Origin of the sequence: Sphingomonas gilva, from assembly GCF_003515075.1 — a bacterium.
GTDB lineage: Bacteria > Pseudomonadota > Alphaproteobacteria > Sphingomonadales > Sphingomonadaceae > Sphingomonas > Sphingomonas gilva.
Genome location: NZ_QWLV01000001.1, coordinates 183,772 through 203,109, shown reverse-complemented (window position 1 = coordinate 203,109; position 19,338 = coordinate 183,772). Strand labels below are relative to the sequence as shown.

The 19,338-nt window shown below is 67.8% G+C and carries 25 protein-coding genes; 13 read left to right on the top strand and 12 right to left on the bottom strand.

The features are described 5' to 3' along the window. Nucleotides 1-28: 28 nt before the first annotated feature. Genes D1610_RS01010 through D1610_RS01000 form a run of 3 tightly spaced genes read left to right on the top strand, consistent with a single transcriptional unit; the run spans nucleotide 29 to nucleotide 4,681 of the window. Entirely contained in the window at nucleotides 29-1,756 is a 1,728-nt protein-coding gene (locus D1610_RS01010) for a hypothetical protein (RefSeq protein WP_118862276.1), read from the top strand. Continuing rightward, nucleotides 1,753-3,123 carry a sulfatase-like hydrolase/transferase gene (locus D1610_RS01005; protein ID WP_182466650.1) on the top strand — a complete coding sequence of 457 codons (1,371 nt, stop codon included), beginning with the start codon at nucleotides 1,753-1,755 and terminating at the stop codon, nucleotides 3,121-3,123. Before D1610_RS01010 ends, D1610_RS01005 begins: the two co-directional genes overlap by 4 nt. Nucleotides 3,124-3,145: 22 nt before the next feature. After that, nucleotides 3,146-4,681, top strand: a complete 1,536-nt coding sequence (locus D1610_RS01000) for a hypothetical protein (protein WP_147414242.1) — start codon at nucleotides 3,146-3,148, stop codon at nucleotides 4,679-4,681. Here the strand turns inward: D1610_RS01000 and D1610_RS00995 are convergent. The 5 genes from D1610_RS00995 to D1610_RS00975 form a co-directional block, all read right to left on the bottom strand. Beyond that, nucleotides 4,678-5,814 (bottom strand): GNAT family N-acetyltransferase, encoded by a 1,137-nt coding sequence (locus D1610_RS00995; RefSeq protein ID WP_118862273.1) that lies wholly within the window; start codon nucleotides 5,812-5,814, stop codon nucleotides 4,678-4,680. The genes D1610_RS01000 and D1610_RS00995 overlap by 4 nt on opposite strands. Before the next feature lie 25 nt (nucleotides 5,815-5,839). Further along, nucleotides 5,840-6,304 carry a RidA family protein gene (locus tag D1610_RS00990; protein WP_118862272.1) on the bottom strand — a complete coding sequence of 155 codons (465 nt, stop codon included), beginning with the start codon at nucleotides 6,302-6,304 and terminating at the stop codon, nucleotides 5,840-5,842. Nucleotides 6,305-6,396: 92 nt separating this feature from the next. Beyond that, on the bottom strand, nucleotides 6,397-6,807 hold the full coding sequence (locus tag D1610_RS00985; RefSeq protein WP_118862271.1) for a VOC family protein: 411 nt from the start codon (nucleotides 6,805-6,807) through the stop codon (nucleotides 6,397-6,399). Nucleotides 6,808-6,906: 99 nt separating this feature from the next. Next, nucleotides 6,907-7,491 (bottom strand): HAD family hydrolase, encoded by a 585-nt coding sequence (locus tag D1610_RS00980; RefSeq protein ID WP_118862914.1) that lies wholly within the window; start codon nucleotides 7,489-7,491, stop codon nucleotides 6,907-6,909. A gap of 44 nt (nucleotides 7,492-7,535) precedes the next feature. Next, a complete protein-coding gene (locus D1610_RS00975; RefSeq protein ID WP_118862913.1) occupies nucleotides 7,536-7,817 on the bottom strand; it encodes a DUF3572 family protein in 282 nt (93 codons plus the stop codon). A gap of 49 nt (nucleotides 7,818-7,866) precedes the next feature. Here D1610_RS00975 and D1610_RS00970 point away from each other — a divergent pair, with 49 nt between their 5' ends. Then, a complete protein-coding gene (locus tag D1610_RS00970) occupies nucleotides 7,867-8,250 on the top strand; it encodes a response regulator (protein ID WP_118862912.1) in 384 nt (127 codons plus the stop codon). Nucleotides 8,251-8,442: 192 nt separating this feature from the next. On the opposite strand, the gene rpmG is transcribed toward D1610_RS00970, so the two are convergent. Next, nucleotides 8,443-8,610 carry a 50S ribosomal protein L33 gene (gene rpmG / locus D1610_RS00965; RefSeq protein ID WP_118862270.1) on the bottom strand — a complete coding sequence of 56 codons (168 nt, stop codon included), beginning with the start codon at nucleotides 8,608-8,610 and terminating at the stop codon, nucleotides 8,443-8,445. 158 nt (nucleotides 8,611-8,768) lie between these two features. Between rpmG and D1610_RS00960 the strand changes: the two genes are divergently transcribed. The 3 genes from D1610_RS00960 to D1610_RS00950 all read left to right on the top strand — a co-directional run bounded on the left by D1610_RS00960 (nucleotide 8,769) and on the right by D1610_RS00950 (nucleotide 10,592). Continuing rightward, nucleotides 8,769-9,086 (top strand): hypothetical protein, encoded by a 318-nt coding sequence (locus D1610_RS00960; RefSeq protein WP_118862269.1) that lies wholly within the window; start codon nucleotides 8,769-8,771, stop codon nucleotides 9,084-9,086. A gap of 177 nt (nucleotides 9,087-9,263) precedes the next feature. Continuing rightward, nucleotides 9,264-9,830, top strand: a complete 567-nt coding sequence (locus D1610_RS00955) for a TMEM165/GDT1 family protein (RefSeq protein WP_118862268.1) — start codon at nucleotides 9,264-9,266, stop codon at nucleotides 9,828-9,830. Nucleotides 9,831-10,055: 225 nt separating this feature from the next. Further along, nucleotides 10,056-10,592 (top strand): Dps family protein, encoded by a 537-nt coding sequence (locus tag D1610_RS00950; protein WP_118862267.1) that lies wholly within the window; start codon nucleotides 10,056-10,058, stop codon nucleotides 10,590-10,592. 318 nt (nucleotides 10,593-10,910) lie between these two features. Here the strand turns inward: D1610_RS00950 and D1610_RS00945 are convergent, their stop codons facing one another. Genes D1610_RS00945 through D1610_RS00935 form a run of 3 tightly spaced genes read right to left on the bottom strand, consistent with a single transcriptional unit; the run spans nucleotide 10,911 to nucleotide 13,192 of the window. Then, the gene (locus D1610_RS00945; protein WP_118862266.1) at nucleotides 10,911-11,708 is read right to left on the bottom strand and encodes a DUF72 domain-containing protein; all 798 of its coding nucleotides are present in this window, start codon (nucleotides 11,706-11,708) and stop codon (nucleotides 10,911-10,913) included. 45 nt (nucleotides 11,709-11,753) lie between these two features. Further along, nucleotides 11,754-12,605: an SDR family oxidoreductase gene (locus D1610_RS00940; protein WP_118862265.1), complete on the bottom strand. Its 852-nt coding sequence runs from the start codon at nucleotides 12,603-12,605 to the stop codon at nucleotides 11,754-11,756. 59 nt (nucleotides 12,606-12,664) lie between these two features. Then, a complete protein-coding gene (locus D1610_RS00935) occupies nucleotides 12,665-13,192 on the bottom strand; it encodes a peroxiredoxin (protein WP_118862911.1) in 528 nt (175 codons plus the stop codon). A 143-nt stretch (nucleotides 13,193-13,335) separates the two neighbouring features. Between D1610_RS00935 and D1610_RS00930 the strand changes: the two genes are divergently transcribed. Beyond that, the gene (locus D1610_RS00930) at nucleotides 13,336-14,130 is read left to right on the top strand and encodes a hypothetical protein (protein WP_118862264.1); all 795 of its coding nucleotides are present in this window, start codon (nucleotides 13,336-13,338) and stop codon (nucleotides 14,128-14,130) included. Nucleotides 14,131-14,445: 315 nt separating this feature from the next. Here D1610_RS00930 and D1610_RS00925 read toward each other — a convergent pair whose 3' ends face one another. The 3 genes from D1610_RS00925 to D1610_RS00915 all read right to left on the bottom strand — a co-directional run bounded on the left by D1610_RS00925 (nucleotide 14,446) and on the right by D1610_RS00915 (nucleotide 15,700). Next, a complete protein-coding gene (locus tag D1610_RS00925; RefSeq protein ID WP_245941901.1) occupies nucleotides 14,446-14,745 on the bottom strand; it encodes a PilZ domain-containing protein in 300 nt (99 codons plus the stop codon). A gap of 89 nt (nucleotides 14,746-14,834) precedes the next feature. Beyond that, entirely contained in the window at nucleotides 14,835-15,197 is a 363-nt protein-coding gene (locus tag D1610_RS00920; protein ID WP_118862262.1) for a hypothetical protein, read from the bottom strand. After that, a complete protein-coding gene (locus tag D1610_RS00915) occupies nucleotides 15,194-15,700 on the bottom strand; it encodes a sterol desaturase family protein (RefSeq protein WP_118862910.1) in 507 nt (168 codons plus the stop codon). Before D1610_RS00915 ends, D1610_RS00920 begins: the two co-directional genes overlap by 4 nt. A 45-nt stretch (nucleotides 15,701-15,745) precedes the next feature. Here D1610_RS00915 and D1610_RS00910 point away from each other — a divergent pair, with 45 nt between their 5' ends. From D1610_RS00910 to D1610_RS00890, 5 genes are all read left to right on the top strand, one after another. Then, nucleotides 15,746-16,063: a hypothetical protein gene (locus D1610_RS00910; RefSeq protein WP_245941900.1), complete on the top strand. Its 318-nt coding sequence runs from the start codon at nucleotides 15,746-15,748 to the stop codon at nucleotides 16,061-16,063. Nucleotides 16,064-16,149: 86 nt separating this feature from the next. Continuing rightward, on the top strand, nucleotides 16,150-17,349 hold the full coding sequence (sucC, locus tag D1610_RS00905; protein ID WP_118862261.1) for an ADP-forming succinate--CoA ligase subunit beta: 1,200 nt from the start codon (nucleotides 16,150-16,152) through the stop codon (nucleotides 17,347-17,349). A 9-nt stretch (nucleotides 17,350-17,358) separates the two neighbouring features. Then, the gene (locus tag D1610_RS00900; protein WP_118862260.1) at nucleotides 17,359-17,601 is read left to right on the top strand and encodes a hypothetical protein; all 243 of its coding nucleotides are present in this window, start codon (nucleotides 17,359-17,361) and stop codon (nucleotides 17,599-17,601) included. 51 nt (nucleotides 17,602-17,652) lie between these two features. Continuing rightward, the gene (locus D1610_RS00895) at nucleotides 17,653-18,402 is read left to right on the top strand and encodes an electron transfer flavoprotein subunit beta/FixA family protein (protein WP_118862259.1); all 750 of its coding nucleotides are present in this window, start codon (nucleotides 17,653-17,655) and stop codon (nucleotides 18,400-18,402) included. After that, nucleotides 18,399-19,328, top strand: a complete 930-nt coding sequence (locus D1610_RS00890) for an electron transfer flavoprotein subunit alpha/FixB family protein (protein ID WP_118862258.1) — start codon at nucleotides 18,399-18,401, stop codon at nucleotides 19,326-19,328. Before D1610_RS00895 ends, D1610_RS00890 begins: the two co-directional genes overlap by 4 nt. The last annotated feature ends 10 nt before the right edge of the window (nucleotides 19,329-19,338 follow it).

Below are 19,338 nucleotides of genomic sequence, written 5' to 3'. Positions count from 1 at the left end.
GTTAACCATCCCGCGCTAGAGCCGCGGGGTGGACATCGCCCCCGCCCCTGACGGCCAGACCTGGCGCGGCGACGCGATCCTCGCCGTCGCCATCGTCGCGATTCTCGGCGGCATGTGGGCGGCGCAGGATTGGCATGCCCTGTCCGCGCTGCGCCTTGCCGACACCGATGACGCGATGCGGCTGCTGCAGGTGCGCGATTGGCTGGGCGGGCAGGCCTGGTCCGATCTGACGCAATACCGGCTGGGGCCGCCAGGCGGCCTCGCGATGCACTGGTCGCGGCTGCCCGACCTGCCCATCGCCGCCATCGTCCTGGCGCCGCGCCCGCTGGTCGGAACCGCAACCGCCGAGCTGATCGCGGTGCTGGCCTGGCCGCCGCTGCTGTTCGCGGCGCAGCTGATGCTGATCGCCGCCATCGCGCGGCGACTGGGCGGCGCCGGCGCGGCGCCGACGGCGATGCTGGTCGCGGCGCTCGCCTATCCCGCCATTTCGCAGTTCATGCCGGGGCGGATCGATCATCATGGCTTGCAGATCGTGCTGCTCACCGCCTGTGCGCACGGCATGATCGCGCCCGCGTCGAAATGGCGCGGCCTGGCGATCGGCGCGGCGATGTTCGCCAGCATCGCGACCGGGCTGGAGATGGCGCCGCTGCTCGCCGTCATCGGCGGCTGGGCGGCGGTCGAATGGCTGCGCGGCGGGGGGGGCGAGCGGCTCGCGGGCATCGGCGCGGGCCTCGCCATCGCCGGCGTGCTCGGGGCGGGCCTGATCCCGGCGAGCGGCCCCGGTGATCTGTGCGACGCGCTCAATGCCCCGCTGCGGGTCCTCGTGATCGCAGGCGGCATCGGCACGCTGCTGCTGGCGACCTTCGCGGATCGCCTCCCCGTTCCGCGCTGGGCGCCCGCCGCGGCGCTCGCCGCCGCGCTCGCGCTGCTCGGCCTGCGCCTGGCGCCGGCCTGCCTGGCCGGGCCTTACGGTGCGGTCGACCCGATGCTCGAGCGGTTGTGGCTGGCCAATGTCGCCGAGGCGCATCCACTGTTCGCCACGCCCTTCGCCTTCGCGCTGGGCTATGCCGGGCTGATGGCCGCGGGCCTGGCCGCGACGCTGTGGCAGGCGCGCCGCGCCGGGGGCGCGTGGTGGGGACTGGCGGCGTTGATCGCCGCGGCGCTTGCCGTCACTTGCCTGCAGGTGCGCGGCGCCTATCCCGGCGCCGCGCTGGCCGCCCCCGGGCTCGCCATGCTGATCGCGCGCGCCCGCGCAAAGGGCGTCGCCGCGCTGGCGGGCGCGTGGATCGTCTCGGCGGGCATCCTCTACCCGATCGCCGGCGCGGCGCTGACGAAGCCGCCCGAGGCGCCGTTGCTGACCGGCGCGGACTGCACCGGGCCGGAGCAGCTGGCCGCGCTTGCGCAGCTGCCGCCCGGCCGCATCGTCGCGCCGATCGACATCGGCGCCTTCGCCCTGCCCGCCACGCGCCACGCCAGCCTCTCGGCGCCCTATCACCGCAACAATGCCGGCAATGCGGCGATGTATCGCTTCTTCCTTGGCCCCGAGCATGAGGCGCGCGCGATCGCCCGGCGTCACGATCTCACCTATGTCGCCTGGTGCGACGGCGCGTTCGGCGAGATCGACCTGGCGCGGGAGGCGGCGCCCGGCGCGCTGGCCCCGAGGCTCGCCGCCCGCCGCCCGCCGGCATGGCTCGTGCCGGTGCGAGACGAGGGCCTGAAGGTCTGGCGGATAGCGGACGAGGACGCGGATCGATGACGCCTGCGCTCTCCCGTCCCGCCGCGCGGTGGCGGCTCGCCGATCTGCCGCAGCTCCACGCATGGCTGACGTGCTGGGTCATATTGCCCAATATCGGCTTCTGGCTGCTGTGGATCATCGCCGCCCCGCCGCGCCATGTCGAGATCCTCGCGACCGGCGTGATCGGGCTCGTCGTCCGCCGCCGCAGCCGGCGCGTGCAGTTCGCCGCGTTCGCGCTCGCCCTGGCCTATTCGATGCTGTCGTTCATCGCCGGGCTGTTCAACCTCGCCGTCGCATCGCTGCTGGCGTCGCTGCGGTTCGCCGCGGAGCTGCGCCCCGGGGTGTCGGTAGAATATGCGGTGTGCGCCGTCGGGATCGCCGTGATCCTCTCGCTCGCCTGGCGGGCGTTGCGACGCCCGACCGGATTCGGCAGCTTGCCCAGCACCTTGATCGCCGCCGCCGCGATCCTCGCGGCCGCAGGGCTGGACTTCGCCGTGTCGCGCGGCATGAGCGGCGCCTATGGCCGGACGGCGGCCGACAGCCTGTTCGATTCCGCGATCAACGCCAGCGGGTTCGCGGACGCCGCCGACGGCAAGCGCGATCTGATCCTGGTGGTGGTCGAATCGATGGGCCTGCCAAACGACCCCACGATGCGCGCGCGGCTGACGACGCGCTGGCGTCAGCCGGACGTCGCCGCGCGCTATACGCTGAGCGAAGGCGCCGCCCCTTACTTCGGATCGACCACCAGCGGGGAGATTCGCGAGCTGTGCGGCCGCTGGGGCGATTATTACGAGCTGGTCGAACGTAGCGACGCCGGCTGCCTGCCCGCGCAGCTGGCGGCAAAGGGCTATCGCACCACCGCGATGCACAGCTTCGCCGGCGACTTCTTCGCGCGCGATGCCTGGTATCCCAATATCGGCTTCGGCCGGATGATCTTCCGCGAGGCGCTGGTCGAACGCGGCGCGGGCGTGTGCCCCGGCGTATTCCCCGGAGCGTGCGACCGAGATGTCCCGACGATCATGCGCGCCGTGCTGGCGAACGATACCCAGCCGCAATTCGTCTATTGGCTGACGGTCAATTCGCACCTGCCGGTTCCCGCCGACGCCGCGCTGCGCACGGGCGATTGCCCGGCGACCGAGATCGCGGCGATCCGCCGGTTCGGCATGATCTGCCGCCAGTTCAAGCTGTGGGACGACATCGCCGACGCACTCGCCACGCAGCTCGTCCGGCCGGATTTCCCCGATGCCGACATCCTGCTGGTGGGCGATCACATGCCGCCCTATTTCGACCGCGCGCAGCGTTCGCAGTTCGATCCCGCCCGCGTGCCGTGGATCCTGCTGCGCCGAAAGCGCGAACCTTCCGCCGCAACGCCGCTTGCCGCGCGGTAGCGCCCGCCTCTAAACGGGGCCGATGCAGGGGGATACGGGTTCGGCGTTGCGCTGGTGGCAGACGCGGTTGGGGGTGACCCTGATCGCGCTTCTCTCTGCTATCCCGCTGCTGTGGCCGGACGTTCCGCCGCTGGTCGATCTGCCGGGCCATATGGCGCGCTACCGCGTGCAGCTCGATGGCGGCGCGACGCCCTGGTTCGACGACTGGTATCATTTCGACTGGAGCCTGATCGGCAATCTCGGCGTCGATCTGCTGATCGTCCCGATGGCCTGGCTGTTCGGGCTGGAGCTGGGCGTCAAGCTGATCATCCTCGCCATCCCGCCGCTCACCTCGCTCGGCCTGCTCTGGATCGCGCGCGAGGTGCACGGGCGGGTGCCGCCCACCGCCTTCTGGGCGCTGCCGCTCGCCTATTGCTTCCCTTTTCATTTCGGCTTCGCCAATTTCTCGCTGTCGATGGCCTTCGCGCTCCTCGCCTTCGCGCTGTGGCTGAGGCTGGGGCGCACCGGCCATGTCCGGCTGCGGGTAGTCGTGTTCGTGCCGATCTCGGTCGTCGTCTGGATCACCCATACCTTCGGCTGGGGCGTGCTCGGCGTGCTCGCCTTCTCGGCGGAGCTGTTCCGCCAGCACGACAAGGGGCACAATTTCGCCGTCGCCTGGGTGCGCGCGGGCGTCGCCTGCCTGGTTCTCGCCCTGCCCCTGGCGCTGATGGTGATCTGGCGTTCGGGCAGCCATGTCGGCGGCCAGACCGCTGACTGGTTCAACTGGGATGCGAAATACAGCTGGATGACGATGGTGCTGCGCGACCGGTGGAAGCTGTTCGACATCGCCTCCTTCGTGTCGCTGCTCGCCGTGCTGGTGATCGGCCTGCGCAACCCCGCGATCGAATATTCGCGCAACCTCGCCATGTCGGCGCTGTTCCTGCTGGCGGTTTATGTGCTGCTGCCGCGCATCGTGTTCGGATCGGCCTATGCCGATATGCGGCTGGCGCCCTTCGTCATCGCCATCGCGCTGATCGCGCTGCGCCCGCGCCCGAAGCTGACGCCGCGCATGGCCAACCTGTTCCTCGCCGCCAGCCTCGCCTTCTTCGCCGTCCGGACCGCGGGCACGACGATCAGCTTCTGGCTGTACGATCGCGATTATGACCGCGAGCTCGCCGCGCTCGACCATGTGCCCATAGGCGCGCGGCTGGTGAGCTTCACCAGCGGCAGCTGCTTCGTCGTGTGGAAGATGCACCGGCTGGAGCATCTGCCCGGCCTCGCGCTGATCCGCCGCGGCGCCTACACCAATGATCAATGGTCGATGGCGGGCGCGCAGCTGCTGACCGTCACATATCGCGGCGGCGGGCCGTTCACCCACGATCCTTCACAGATCACCACCGCGCGCCAGTGCCGCACGGAATTCTGGCGTCCGCTCAACAAGTCGCTGCAGACCTTTCCGCGCGACGGGTTCGACTATGTCTGGCTGATCTCCCCGCCGCCCTACGATCCGGCCAATCTCGCCGGGCTGACGCCGGTCTGGCGCGACGGCCGCAGCATGGTGCTCAGGGTGGACCGCTAACCCCTCCGGAACGGCGTGTAACGGTCGAGCGCCTCGATATCCTCCGCCACCGCGGCGCGTTCCGCCTCCAGAAAGCGCGCCACCGCGCGGCGGAAGTTCGGGTCGGGGATGAAGTGCGCCGACCAGGTGGCGACGGGAGCATAGCCGCGCGCCAGCTTGTGCTCGCCTTGCGCGCCCGCTTCGACGAAGGTCAGCCCGCGCGCGATCGCCGCGTCGATCGCCTGGTAATAGCACAGCTCGAAATGGAGGAAGGGCACGTCCTCGCGGCACCCCCAGTAGCGGCCGTACAGCGTGTCGGCGCCGATGATGTTGAGCGCGCCCGCGATCGGCCGGCCGTCGCGACAGGCGAATATCAGCAGCACCTTGTCCGCCATCCGTTCGCCCAGCAGCGAGAAGAAGGCGCGCGTCAGGTACGGCCGCCCCCATTTGCGGCTGCCGGTATCCTGATAGAATTCCCAGAAGGCGTCCCAATGCGCCTCGGTGATCGCGGCGCCGGTCAGGTGGACGATCTCAAGCCCCTCGATCGCCGCGGTGCGCTCCTTGCGGATCGCCTTGCGCTTGCGGCTGGCGAGCGCGGCGAGAAAGTCGTCGAACCCGGCATAACCCTCGTTGCGCCAATGGAACTGCGTGCCCGCGCGGATCAGCCAGCCCGCCGCCTCGAACAGGGGAAGCTGATCGGGCGAGACGAAACTGGCATGCGCGCTCGACAGGTTGTGCTGGCGCGTCACCGCCTCCAGCGCGCCGATCAGCGCCGGCCCCAGCCGGTCGTCGCCCAGCAGCAGGCGCGGCCCCGGCACGGGAGTGAAGGGCACCGCCACCTGCAGCTTGGGATAATAGCGCCCGCCCGCGCGCGTCCACGCATCCGCCCAGGCGTGGTCGAAGACATATTCGCCCTGGCTGTGGCTCTTGGCATAGGCGGGGGCAATGGCGGCGGGTGCGCCGCCGGGGCCGTCGATGACGATCGGCACCGGCTGCCAGCCGGTTTCGGCGGTGGCGCTTCCCGATTCCTCGAGGATCGAGAGGAAGGTGTGGCTGAGGAACGGGTTGTCCGCGCCCGCGCACGCATCCCACTGCGCGGCGTCGATGCCGCACACGCCGTCGGCCATTCGCGCGATGATCGGCTCCCCGCTCATATCGGGGAAACGCGCGAGAGGAGGATCAGTCGCGCACCTGCACGATGGCGTCGATCTCGACCACCGCGCCCAGCGGCAGCACCGGCACGCCGACGGCGCTGCGCGCATGGCGGCCGCTCTCGCCGAACAGGTCGGCCATCAGTTGCGACGCGCCGTCGGCCACCTTGGGTTGTTCGGTGAAGCCGGGCACCGAATTGACGAACACGCCCAGCTTGACGATCCGCTCCACCCGGTCGAGCGAGCCGAGCGCCTTCTTCAGCTGCGCGACGATCATCAGCGCGCAAGCGGCGGCCGCCGCCCTGCCGTAATCGATGTCGCGGTCCTCGCCGAGTCGTCCGGCCATCAGCATCCCGTCGGCGAAGGGCAGCTGGCCGGAGACATGGGCAAGGCCGCCCGCGATCACCACCGGCACATAGGCGGCGACCGGCGCCGCCGGCTCGGGAAGCTCCAGCCCGCGCGCGGCGAGCGTCGATTCGATCTGGTTCTGCATGGGCTTGAGCCTTTGCGACGAACCCCGCCCCGGTCAACCCGCTTCCTCTCCGGATCGTCTCAGGACAGGAAGCGGTCAGCGCGCATCGCCCCTCAGCCCTCCGGCATTCCCGAAGGGTCCATCCACGCCAGCTCCAGCACATGGCCGTCGGGGTCCTCGACCGCGCGGTTATACATGAAGCCCAGGTCCATCGGCGCACGGACTCCGGCATTGCCGCCCGCGCCCTCGCCTGCCTGGACGAGCTGGTCGACCGTCTCGCGCGTGTCGCAGGAAAGCGCGATCAGCACCTCGCAGCTCGCTTTCGCATCGGCGACGGGCTTGGCGATGAAGGTCGCGAAATAGTCACGGTGCAGCAATTGGAAGGTGATGCCGTCGGACCACATCATGCTCGACGCGTTGTCGTCGCTGAACTGCGGATTCTGCGTGCAGCCGATCGCCTCGTAGAAGCGGGTCGCGGCGGCGATGTCATTCACCGGCAGGTTCACGAAGATCATCTTGCTCATCGTCTCGTTCCTTTCATCGAGGCGTGCCTGCCTCCACTGCTATGACGGACCGGCACCGCGCGATTCGACATCGCCGCCGGAATTTTTTTCGTTTTTCCGTCAGCCGCCGCCCGCAGGCGCGCCTGTCGCAAACCGTTCCTCGATCCACGCCTGCGCCGCCGGCCAGTCGTCGATGCGCGCATGCGCCGCGGGCGCGGGCGGCATCACGCGGGCGAGGTCGGGCTCGGCGATCATGTGCAGCCGATGGACCTGCGGCGCGTGCTGCGCCACCGAATCGTGGTGCACCGCGAGATCGTCGACGAACACCGTGGCCGACGGGCCATGCTCGGCCACCAGCCGCGCCACCGGCTCGCCCTTGCCGCCCTGGTTGCACTCGACGCGGTGGTCGATGCCGAACGCGGCGAGCTGGTCGATGCGCGGCTGGCGGCAGACGTCCTGCAGGTTGGTGAGGATGACGATGTCGGCCGTCCGGCTCAGCGCCAGCAGCGCCTCGCGCGCATGCGGCACCAGCGTCTGCCGCGCCATCTCGGCGGGAAAGAAGCCCTGGATCAGCCCCCACATCTCCTCGCGCTCGAGCGCCCTATCGTCCGCCCGGCGGCGCATCGCCTTGGTAAAATCACTGCCGTTCAGGGTGAACTCGATATCGTGCGCCTCGCCGACCCATTGGCCGAAATGGCGGACCATGTGCAGCAGCACCTCGTCGCAGTCGCAGATCAGCAGCGGCCGGCTCACAGGCCCTCCAGCATCATGCGCGTCTGCACCAGCGTCAGCGGCGTCGTCTCCAGCGCCCTGGCGCAGGCGATCAGATCGGGCTCATGGCCTTCGAGGAAGGCGAGCACCGCCACCTGCACGTCGGTCGTTCCCGCGCGCATCCGGAGATCCTCGGGCGTGAGGCCGGTCAGCTGGAACAGCCGCTCGGCCCGCACCTCGTCCTTCAGCGCCCAGATCAGCGCGTGCAGCGCGAGCGCTTCCGCCCCGTCCCGGTCCGGCACGCCCCGGTTTGTATCCATCATCGCCACCCGCTACACCATCACCGCCGAGAAAAGGATATTGGGGCTGGTGGCAAAGCGCGTGCTCGTTGTCGAGGACAACGAACTCAATCTGAAGCTGTTCTGCGATCTGCTGCGCGCGCACGATCATCTGGCCGAGCCGGTGCGCGACGGGCGCGAGGCGGTGGAGCGCGCGCGCGAATTCAGGCCGGACCTGATCGTGATGGACATCCAGCTGCCGCACGTCAGCGGCATGGAGCTGATAGAGCGGATGAAGGCCGACGACGATCTCTCCGCCATCCCGATCATGGCGGTCACCGCCTATGCCGGCCGCGGCGACGAGGAGCGCATCCGCGGCGCGGGCGCGGAGGCCTATGTGTCCAAGCCGATCTCGGTGATCCGCTTCATGGATGTGGTCGACGGGCTGCTGGTCGGGGAGAATGCGGCGAAATAGCCGTCGCCCCTGTCCAATGCCGTCGCCCCTGCGAAGGCAGGGGCCGCTGGGTTTGTGGCACATCCAACGTCGATTATGCCGACTGAGGCCCCTGCCTTCGCAGGGGCGACGCACATATGCAAACAGGCCGCGAGGCGTAACGCCTGCGGCCCGTCGGCTGACCTGTCGCGAGCCGTGCGGCGCGCGCGTCGATCACTTGATCTTGGCTTCCTTGAACTCGACGTGCTTGCGCGCGACGGGGTCGTACTTGCGGAAGCTGAGCTTGTCGGTCTGGGTGCGCGGGTTCTTCTTGGTGACGTAGAAGAAGCCGGTGTCGGCCGAGCTCACAAGCTTGATCTTGACGGTGGTCGGCTTCGCCATGACCTGAATTCCCGATTCTGAAATGCAAAGAGCGGCGAAAAGCCGCCGCTCGTGAGCCCGCGCCTATGCGCGAGGCCTCCCTTCGAGTCAAGCCTGAGCGGCTTTGACGGTGCGTTAACCATATCGGGCGCACCATCCTTCGCCGGAAGGGGTTCGTCATGGGGATAGAGGATCAAAGGCTGGCGGCGCGCACCGAGATGTGCGCCCGCATCGACATGATCGCGCGCGGGGTGATGCATCTCTCGCCCGGCCGCCTGGCCGAGGAGCTGGACGGCATCCGCCGCACCGCCGACCGCCACGGCATGGCGCCGGTGCTGGGCGTGGTCCACGCGCTAGATCTCGCGCTGGCGCGCGGCGAGCACGGCCCGATGGTGCTGTCCTGGCTCGACACGCTGCGCGACGCCTGCGACTGCGACCGCATCGACGCCGCCGCGAGCGAGGCGTTCGCCGCGCAGCTCTCCGTCCGGCTGGGGTGACGCGGCAATCGTGATATTGCCTGCAGCCACCCCAGTCAGGACTGACATGAACTATTGTCGCCCCTGCGGAGGCAGGGGCCCATCCCGCACTCGCCAATTTGCGCCAGCCTTTGGGGAGAACGCGGATGGGCCCCTGCCTTCGCAGGGGCGACCGAAATGGGATGGGGTCGGCTCGTCATGGACGCGCTGATTCCCGCCTTCATAATCGCCGCGCTGGCCGAGATGGGCGACAAGTCGCCCTGGCTGGCCGCGATCCTCGCCGCGCGCTTCGGGCGTGCGGCGCCGGTGGTGCTGGGCATTGTCGCCGCCGCTGCGCTCGCCTCGATCATCTCGGCGGTGGCCGGCGCGCTGATCCAGCCCTTGCTCACGCCCAACGCGCGGCTGCTGTTCCTCGCCGTCGCGCTGGTCTTCTCAGGCGTCACCGGCTTCCTCGCGCTCAGGCGGCCCGACGACCTCGAAAACTGGCGGATAGGCGCGTTCGCCACCAGCTTTCTCGGCCTGTTCATCCTGCAGTTCGGCGAAGGCACCCAGTTCCTCGTCGCGGGCCTCGCGGCCAATGCGAAGGTTCCGGCCCTGGCGGCGGCCGGCGCGACGCTCGGCATCTGCGCGGTGACGATCCCGATGGCGCTGGCGGGCACGGCATTGCGCGACCGCCTGCCGATCCGCGCGATGCGCATCATTCCCGCCATCCTGTTCCTCGTCACCGGCCTCTGGGCGGCGGTATCGGCGCTGCGCCTGATCTGATCCTCCCCGGCACGGGGAGGGGGACCGCCGCTCGCAGAGCGGTGGTGGAGGGGGCCATCCGCTGGAGCAGTTCTCGCGGCGAGCCCCCTCCACCAGCCTGCGGCTGGTCCCCCTCCCCACAAGTGGGGAGGATCAGATCACCGTCATCGGTAAAATCGGCGCAACCCTTCGCGCGACCATCGGTTATCATGGGCGAAACGATCCCCTTTTTTCCGGAGACGCATCATGGCCAAGACCAAGACCAAATCCGCCGCGCCCGCCTCATCCAAGTCCAGGCCCGCCGCGCTCGCCACGCCGACCGATCTCGGCAGCAACTCGGCGCGCAGCGTCGCCGAGACGCTGAACGGCATCCTCGCCGACAGCTATGCGCTCTATTTCAAGACCAAGAACTTCCACTGGCACGTCTCCGGCCCGCATTTCCGCGACTATCACCTGATGCTCGACGAACAGGCGACGCAGATCCTGGGCACCACCGACGCGATCGCCGAGCGTGTGCGCAAGACCGGCAACACCACCCTGCGCTCGATCGGCGACATCGCCCGCCGCCAGACCATCGCCGACAACGACAAGGATTTCGTCAGCGCCGCCGAGATGCTCGCCGAGCTGCGCGAGGACAATCTGAAGCTGGTCGAATCCTTGCGCGAAGCCAAGGATATCGTCGACGAGGCGAAGGACAACGCCACCAGCGGCATCCTCGACGACTGGACGGACCAGGCCGAGGAGCGCGCCTGGTTCCTGTTCGAGGCCAGCCGCAAGGGTTAGGGTCCAAACCGGGTCAGGTGGCCGTCCCGTACCGATGGGAGGCCGCCGGTCGCTGCGCCAGATCGGTCAAACAAATCGCTTTCCTACATGCGGCCGAGCTGCTATAACCCATCTGGCTCTTTGAAAAATCCAAATCCAACCGATTCAATGGGGCGTGTCGGCTTTGCCCGGCGCCCGTTCGCGCTGAGCGGAGACCAGTAGCTCGCATCGGCGTATCGAGGGCCTAAGGTAAAACGCGCGCGCAAAAAGCGTTACCTTTGGCCGGACGCGGCCGCCACCACACCGCTTTTGGCGTGAACTTTGTGAACTTTGGGCCGGTTACAACCGCGATATCACCGCCTGCGCAGCGGCCGGGGCGCGGACCTTGCCGCCGTGGATGAAGAAGATGAAGGTTTCGCGCGGCTGCTTCGCGGGCGCGGCGTCCTCGACATAGGGCAGTCCGTCGGGCCGCCCGCCGTCCGCCCAGCATTTCGCCGCGCCGGCCCAGCGGCCGATATCCTTTTCGGGATAGCAGAGCGGATTGTCGTCCTCGCCGCGTTCGAGCCGGGCATAGACGAAATCGCCCGTGACGTCCGCGATCGCCGGATATTGCGGCGAATCGGCGAAGACGAGTCCCACGCCCGCCTTGCGGCACATCGCGACGAACTCCGGCACGGCGAAGCTTTCGTGCCGCACCTGCACCGCATGGCGCAGCTTCACGCCGTCCCGGCTTTCGGGAAGCAGCTTCAGGAACGCGCCGAAATCCTCCGGATCGAACTTCTTGGTCGCCATGAACTGCCACAGGATCGGACCCAGCCTGTCGCCCAGTTCGGTTATGCCCTGGCCGGTGAATTTGGCGATCGATTCGCCCGCCTCGGCCAGCACCTTGCGATTGGTGCAGAAGCGCGACGCCTTGACCGTGAAGACGAAGCCGTCGGGCGCCGCCGCCGCCCAGCCGGCGAAGGTCGCGGGCTTGAAGCCCGAATAATAGGTGCCGTTGATCTCGATCGCGGTCAGCGCGCGCGTCGCGAACTCCAGTTCCTTCTTCTGCGGCAGGCCTTCGGGATAGAAGGCCCCGCCGCGCCACGGCTCGAACGTCCAGCCGCCGATGCCCACCCGAATCGCGCCCTTGCTCATGCGCACCAGCCTAGCGTGGGCGAGTGCGGCCCGGCTAGAGCCGCCTCACCCGCCGACGATGGTCCCGCCGTTGGGATGCAGCACCTGTCCGGACATGTAGCTCGAATCCTCGCAGGCGAGGAACAGGAAGGCGGGCGCGACCTCGTTTGGCTGGCCGGGCCGGCCCATCGGCGTGTCCTCGCCGAAATGCTCCAGCTTTTCCGGGCTCGCCCCGCCGCAGGGGTTGAGCGGTGTCCAGATCGGCCCCGGCGCGACCGCGTTGACGCGAATGCCCTCGCCGATCAGATTCTCCGATAGCGATCGGGTGAAGGCGGTGATCGCCCCCTTGGTGCTCGAATAGTCGAGCAGCTCCTTCGATCCCTGGTACATCGTCACGCTCGTGCAGTTGACGATCGCCGCACCCCTCTTCAGGTGCGGGCGCGCCGCCTGGACCATGTAGAACATGCCGAAGATGTTGGTCTGAAAGGTGCGCTGCAGCTGCTCCTCGGTGATGTCGGTGATCTCCTCGTCGGGATGCTGCTCGCCGGCGTTGTTGACCAGGATGTCGAGCCCGCCGAGCTTCTCCACCGTCTCGGCCACGGCGCGCTCGCACATCTTCTTCGATCCGACATCGGCCTTGATGGTGACGGCGCGCCGTCCCTCGGCCTCGACGATGCGCTTGGTCTCCGCCGCGTCGTCGTCCTCGAGCAGATACAGGATGGCGATGTCCGCGCCCTCGCGCGCATAGAGCGCCGCGACCGCGCGGCCGATGCCGCTGTCGGCGCCGGTGATCAGCGCCACCTTGCCTTCCAGGCGGCCCGATCCGGGATAGCGCGGCTGCCACTCGGGCTTGGGCTCGAGCTTGCTTTCATGCCCCGGCAGGGCGTCTTCATGGATCATCTCGACGGTATCGGTCATGGCGCGGGCCTCCTTGCCCTCGCGCCTTCAACCGCATGAGGCGGGCTTCGCGTTCCGCGCTACTTGCCGGTCATCTGGCGAACCGCCGCCAATGTCAGCCGAACATGATCCGCCGGGTTCATCTCCGAATGGACGAAGGCGATGCGACCCGTCGGCGCGATGACATAGCTGGTGCGGTCGGTCATGCCCGGCCGCTGGGTCAGCGCGACGTCATAGCCCTTGATGATCGCGGGCCCCGCGCTCGCCACCGCGAACTTGCTGCGGCATTCCTCGACGGAGAATTTCTGCAGCTCGGGCACCGAATCGGCAGACATGCCGATCACCGTCGCGCCGGCCTTGCGGAAGTCGTCGGTCGCCTCGGCGAAGGCGTTGGCCTCCGCGGTGCAGCCCTTGGTGAACACCTTGGGAAAGAAATAGAGCACCACCGGCCCCTTCTTCAACTGCTCGGCCAGGTTGAGGCGGAAGACCTTGCCGCCGATCGCGCCGCGCGTGGTGAAGTCGGGCGCCTTGCTGCCGACCGGCAGCGCCGCGGCGGCGGGAACGGTGAGCAGCGCGAGCGCGGCGATGAGAGCGGTGGGGCGGATCATGGCGTCGTCCTCATATGATCGCAGCATCTTAGCGCAAATCGGCGCGCACCGCGGTGATTCTTTTTGGGCGACGTGCGCGACGCGCGCGGCTAGGCTGGATGGCGGAGGCGGCCGGTATCCGCCCTGTTTTCGGGGGATGATTCATGAAGATCATGATCGCGGCGCTGCTGGCGGCGTTTGCCGGCATGGCGTCGGCGCAGGGAACCGCCGGCGCGCCGGCGCAGGATTTCGACGCCGCCGTCCGCGCGCTCAACCAGCGGATCGATCAGCGGCCGGCGAACACGCCGCTGCCGCGCACCAGCGATCCGGAGGTGGCGAAGCTGCTCGCCGTCGTCGAGGATCGCGCCGGCCGGTTCGGCACGCCCGGCTTCCCGGTGCGCGGCTATCAGAGCTATCAGGCGGTGTGCGGCGCGGCGCAGGCGCTGACGATGCGCTATGCGATGTTCGGCTATGACGCGAGCGCCGCCGCGGCCGATCCGGTTCAGGCGGAGGCGAAGCTCGCCGCTGCGATCACCGCCAATACGCGCGCCTATCAGAACGAGATCTTTCCGCTGATGGGCTTCACCATCCGCTGCACCGCGCTGCATGTGCCGGTGTTCGAGGATATCGTCGCGCGGCTGGGCCCATCGGGCATGACGCGCGAGCGTCGGGACGGGCTGGCGCAGCTGCGCGGCGGGCTGGTCCAGCTGATCGAAGGCACGCTGATGATGATGGCGCAAAGCGCGGTGCAGCCGGCGCACCGCGCCGCGATGCTCAAGCGCATCGGCGACGATTCGCCGATGCTGGTTCGCATGATGACCTTGCAGCAGCGCTCGGAGCTTGCCGCCCGTGTCGCCCGCTATGCCCCCGCCGTGCCCGCGGCGTCGAAGGGCGATCTCGATCGGCTGCGAGCCGCCTTGGCCGATCGGCGTTGCGAGGGCCTCTGTGCCGTCGCCTGAAGGGTCCGTTCCGGTCAGGCGACCGGAACGGCGGTGACTGCGCTGCCGACGAAGATCGCGGCGAAGACGAGCGCTCCGAACAGCGAGACGGCGGTGCGCTGAAGGGTTTCGTAGGTTACGGTCATGATAGATACTCCCTGAATTTGGGCTTTCGGACCAATTCCGCGCCCATGTCAGGGGCATCGCAAGCGGCGTGCCAATTGCGAAAAGTGGCGGCTTTCAGGGATTCCTGCTGATGCGCCCAGCCAAAGGCGAAACCTCACGGCGCTCGGTTCGCCAATTGTTGGTGAAAGTCACCAACATCGCGTGGAACGATTACTGCGCCTCGCTCAGCGCAACGATGTGATCGAACACCGCCGGGTGCAGCGGGCGGTTGAAGGCGAAGCCGTAGCAATAGCCGCGCTTCCAGGCGACCGTCGCCTCGAGCCCGGCGAGACCGGGCAGCGTCAGCCACACCGCATGGCCTTCATAGAGCGTGAAGCTGGTTTCGCAGCGGAAGCCGGTGGTCGAAAGATCGACGACATCGATGGTGAACTTGTTGGCGCCGCGCTCGCGCAGGCGCGCGCGCAGGCTCACCGCCTTGCGCAGCGCACGGCGGCCTTCGTTTCCGGACATGGCTCGAGCGGCCTGGGGGGACATGGCTTACTCCTGACAGGGCCCCGGTATACGCCCCACAAGGTTGCCAAATTACAAAGAAATCACCGTCACATCCGGTCGCGGCGCGCAATTTCGCCGAGGTGCCCGGCAATGCGCATCAGCACGATCAATCCGGCGGCGGCGATTCCCGCCAGCGCGATGACGGCATAGGTGAGCGATTCGGCCCAGGCGTCGGCTTGCGGGCGCGGCGGCGGCGCTGGTGCAACCGTCTGATCGGTCGTCGCCGCGTCGCCGGCCGTGACCGGCTCGCCGGGCGCGAGCGCCTGCGGCGACTCGCCCGGCATCATCCGTTCGATCCCCTGGGGCAGGCCGCCCGCCGGGATCGCGGCGATCGATCCGATCACCGCCAGCGTCGCCATGCCGGCGAGCACCAGCAAAAGCGTGCGGACGGCCCAATCGATCGCCCTCATGCCGCGGTCCCGCGCGCGCTGCGCACGCCCGCGTGCGAACGCCGGCGGAGCTCCGCCTTCAATGCCTCGGGCCTCGGCGCCCAAAGGAAGCCGAAGCTCACCGCTCCTGCGCGCGTTTCGGTCACATGGTGCAGCCGGTGTGCCTGGACGATTCGCTTCATATAAGCGGACCGCGGCAGGTAGCGCGTGGCGATGCGGCGGTGGACGATCACGTCGTGAAAGCCGAAATAGATCGCGCCATAGGCGGCGATTCCCGCGCCGATCCAGATGCAGCCCGGCCACCAGCCAAGCTGCGCCCCGCCGAACAGCAGCACGATCGATGGGATCGCGAAGATCACCGCATACAGGTCGTTCAATTCCCAATTGCCGGTGCGCGGGCGGTGATGGCTCGCATGAAGGAACCAGCCGGGCCCGTGCATCACCCAGCGGTGCGCGGCATAGGCGACCAGCTCCATCGCCAGGATGGTGCCGAGGAACATGAGGATGCCGATGGACCAGTGCATCGCCCAGATATAGCGATGCCAAAGGAACGATGCGAGGATGGCGGCATGGATCATCGGACGGGACTGATGGCGTTGATCGCGCTGGCCGCGCTCACCGCCTGCGTCGAGCGCATCGCCGAAAGCCGGGTGCGCGCCGCGCTGGTCGACGCCGGCCTGTCGACTCGCAATGCCGATTGCATGGCGCGGCGGATGGTCGATCGCCTGACGATCGCGCAGTTGCGTCGCCTCGAACAGCTTTCGGCAGCGCGACGCGAGCGGCTGACGCTGGCCGAATATGTCGATCTGGTCCGCCGCGTCGGCGATGCCGAGGCGATCGCCGTCACCACCAGTTCGGCGGCGCTCTGCGCGACGGGTTTCGGCTGATCCGGGCGGGGGTGGATTCGCCCCGCGCGATATGCTTAAGGCCCAGCCATTCCCGTTCTTCTAAACTCCACGAGGATCGCGCGCGCATGAACATCCACGAATATCAGGCCAAGGAATTGCTGGCGAAGTTCGGCGTGCCCGTGCCGGCAGGCTTTGCGGCGATGAGCGTGGAGGAAGCGGTCGCGGCTTCCAGGCAGCTGCCGGGGCCGCTCTATGTGGTGAAGGCGCAGATCCATGCCGGCGGCCGCGGCAAGGGCAAGTTCAAAGAACTCGGCCCGGACGCCAAGGGCGGCGTCCGCCTGGCTAGGACCGAGGAGGAAGTGCGCGCCGCCGCGACCGACATGCTCGGCAACACGCTGGTGACGATCCAGACGGGCGAAGCCGGCAAGCAGGTCAACCGCCTTTACGTCACCGACGGTGTCGACATCGCCAAGGAATTCTACCTGGCGCTGCTGGTCGACCGCGCCACCGGGCGGATCGCGTTCGTCGCTTCGACGGAGGGCGGCATGGACATCGAGACCGTCGCGCACGACACGCCGGAGAAGATCCACACCTTCGCGGTCGATCCCGCCACGGGCTTCCAGCCGCATCATGGACGCGCGGTCGCGAATGCGCTTGGTCTGAAGGGCGATCTCGCCAAGCAGGCGGCCTCGGTCGCATCCAAGCTGTATGACGCATTCCTTGGCACCGATGCCTCGCAGATCGAGATCAATCCGCTTGCCATTACCGACGACGGCAAGCTCCTGGTGCTCGACGCCAAGGTCGGCTTCGATTCGAATGCGATGTTCCGCCACAAGGATCTCGCCGGGCTCCGCGACGAGACCGAAGAGGACCCGGCCGAGCTCGAAGCCTCGAAGTACGACCTCGCCTATATCAAGCTCGACGGCGATATCGGCTGCATGGTCAACGGGGCGGGCCTGGCGATGGCGACGATGGACATCATCAAGCTCAACGGCATGTTCCCCGCGAACTTCCTCGACGTCGGCGGCGGCGCCTCGAAGGAGAAGGTGACGGCGGCGTTCAAGATCATCCTCGCCGATCCGGCGGTGAAGGGCATCCTCGTCAACATCTTCGGCGGCATCATGAAGTGCGACATCATCGCCGAGGGCATCGTCGCCGCGGCGAAGGAGGTGAACCTCTCGGTCCCGCTGGTCGTCCGCCTCGAAGGCACGAATGTGGAGAAAGGAAAGGAAATCCTCTCCAACTCGGGCCTCGCGATCGTACCCGCGAACGATCTGGGCGACGCCGCGAAGAAGATCGTGGCCGAGGTGCAGAAAGCGGCGTAGGGAGGAAGCATGGCCGACAATGTCGAGAATCTGATGCTCGAGCACCTCAAGCGTTTTCAGGCCACGCTCGAACGCATCGATCAAAAGCTTGGTGAGTTGACGATCCGACAGTCCGAAACGCACGCTGCCGTTCTGGGTGTGCGGCGCGACCAGGTAAACGATGCGGAAATCGCTGGCCACCTTCAGGTTCAGCTTGACGGGGTCAAGGATCGCCTCGATCGAATCGAACGCCGCCTCGATCTCGCTAATTGACTTAGCCGCTCCTTCCCCAGGAAGCGTTCCAGGAACTTTGGAGAGTCTGCAATGAAGGTGCTGGTGCCGGTCAAGCGCGTGCTTGACTATAATGTGAAGCCCCGCGTGAAGGCGGACGGCAGCGGGGTCGACCTCGCCAACGTCAAGATGTCGATCAACCCGTTCGACGAGATTGCGGTCGAGGAGGCGATCCGGCTGAAGGAAAAAGGCGCCGCGTCGGAGATCGTCGCGGTGTCGATCGGCGAGGCCAAGGCGCAGGAAACGCTGCGCACCGCGCTCGCCATGGGCGCCGACCGCGCGATCCTGATTGTCGCCGAAGGCGAGGTCGAACCATTGGGCGTCGCCAAGCTGCTGGCCAAGGTGGTCGAAGAGGAGCTTCCCGGCCTCGTCATCCTCGGCAAGCAGGCGATCGACGACGATTCGAACCAGACCGGCCAGATGCTCGCCGCCTTGCTCAACTGGGGCCAGGGCACCTTCGCCTCCAAGGTCGAGATCGACGGCGATGTGGCGAAGGTCACCCGTGAGGTCGATGGCGGGCTGGAGACGGTTTCGCTCAAATTACCTGCGATCGTAACCACCGATCTGCGCCTCAACGAGCCGCGCTACGCCAGCCTGCCCAACATCATGAAGGCCAAGTCCAAGCCGCTCGCGCAGAAGACGCCGGCCGATTACGGCGTCGACGTGACGCCGCGCCTCAAGACGCTGAAGGTCGTCGAGCCGGCCAAGCGCCAGGCCGGCGTGAAGGTCGCCGATGTCGACGAGCTGATCGGCAAGCTGAAGACGCTGGGAGTGGTCGCATGAAGACGCTGGTTTGGGTCGAGCATGAGGGCGGCGCGGTCAAGGACGCGACGCTCGCCGCCGTCACCGCCGCATCGCAGCTGGGCGAGGTCCATCTGCTGGTCGCGGGCGAAGGCGTCGGCGGCGTCGCCGAGGCGGCGGCGAAGATCGCCGGTGTCGGCAAGGTCCATGTCGCCGACGACGCAAGCCTGGCGCACGCGCTGCCGGAGAATGTCGCGCCGCTGGTGGTCGATCTGATGGCGAACCACGACGCGTTCGTCGCCCCTGCCACCACCACGGGCAAGAATATCGCGCCGCGCGTTGCCGCTCTCCTCGACGTGATGCAGATCTCCGACATTCTGTCGGTCGAGAGTGAGGACAGCTTCACCCGGCCGATCTACGCCGGCAATGCCATCGCCACGGTCCAGTCGTCCGACGCCAAGAAGGTGATCACCGTGCGCGGCACCGCCTTCGACAGGGCGGCGCGCGAGGGCGGATCGGGAACCGTCGAGGCGGTGTCCGCCAAGGGCGATAGCGGCCTTTCCGGCTTCGTCTCGGCCGAGATCGCGCAAAGCGAGCGGCCCGAGCTGACCAGCGCCAAGATCATCGTCTCTGGCGGCCGCGCCTTCGGTTCGAACGAGCAGTTCCATGCGTTGCTCGATCCGCTGGCGGACAAGCTCAAGGCCGGCGTCGGCGCCTCGCGCGCCGCAGTCGACGCGGGCTATGCCCCCAACGACTATCAGGTCGGTCAGACCGGCAAGATCGTCGCGCCGGAGGTCTATGTCGCCATCGGCATCTCGGGCGCGATACAGCACCTTGCCGGCATGAAGGATTCGAAGGTCATCGTCGCGATCAACAAGGACGAGGACGCGCCAATCTTCCAGGTCGCCGACATCGGCCTGGTCGGCGATCTGTTCAAGATCGTGCCGGAGCTTACCCAAAAGCTATAGGCTTCCGTCA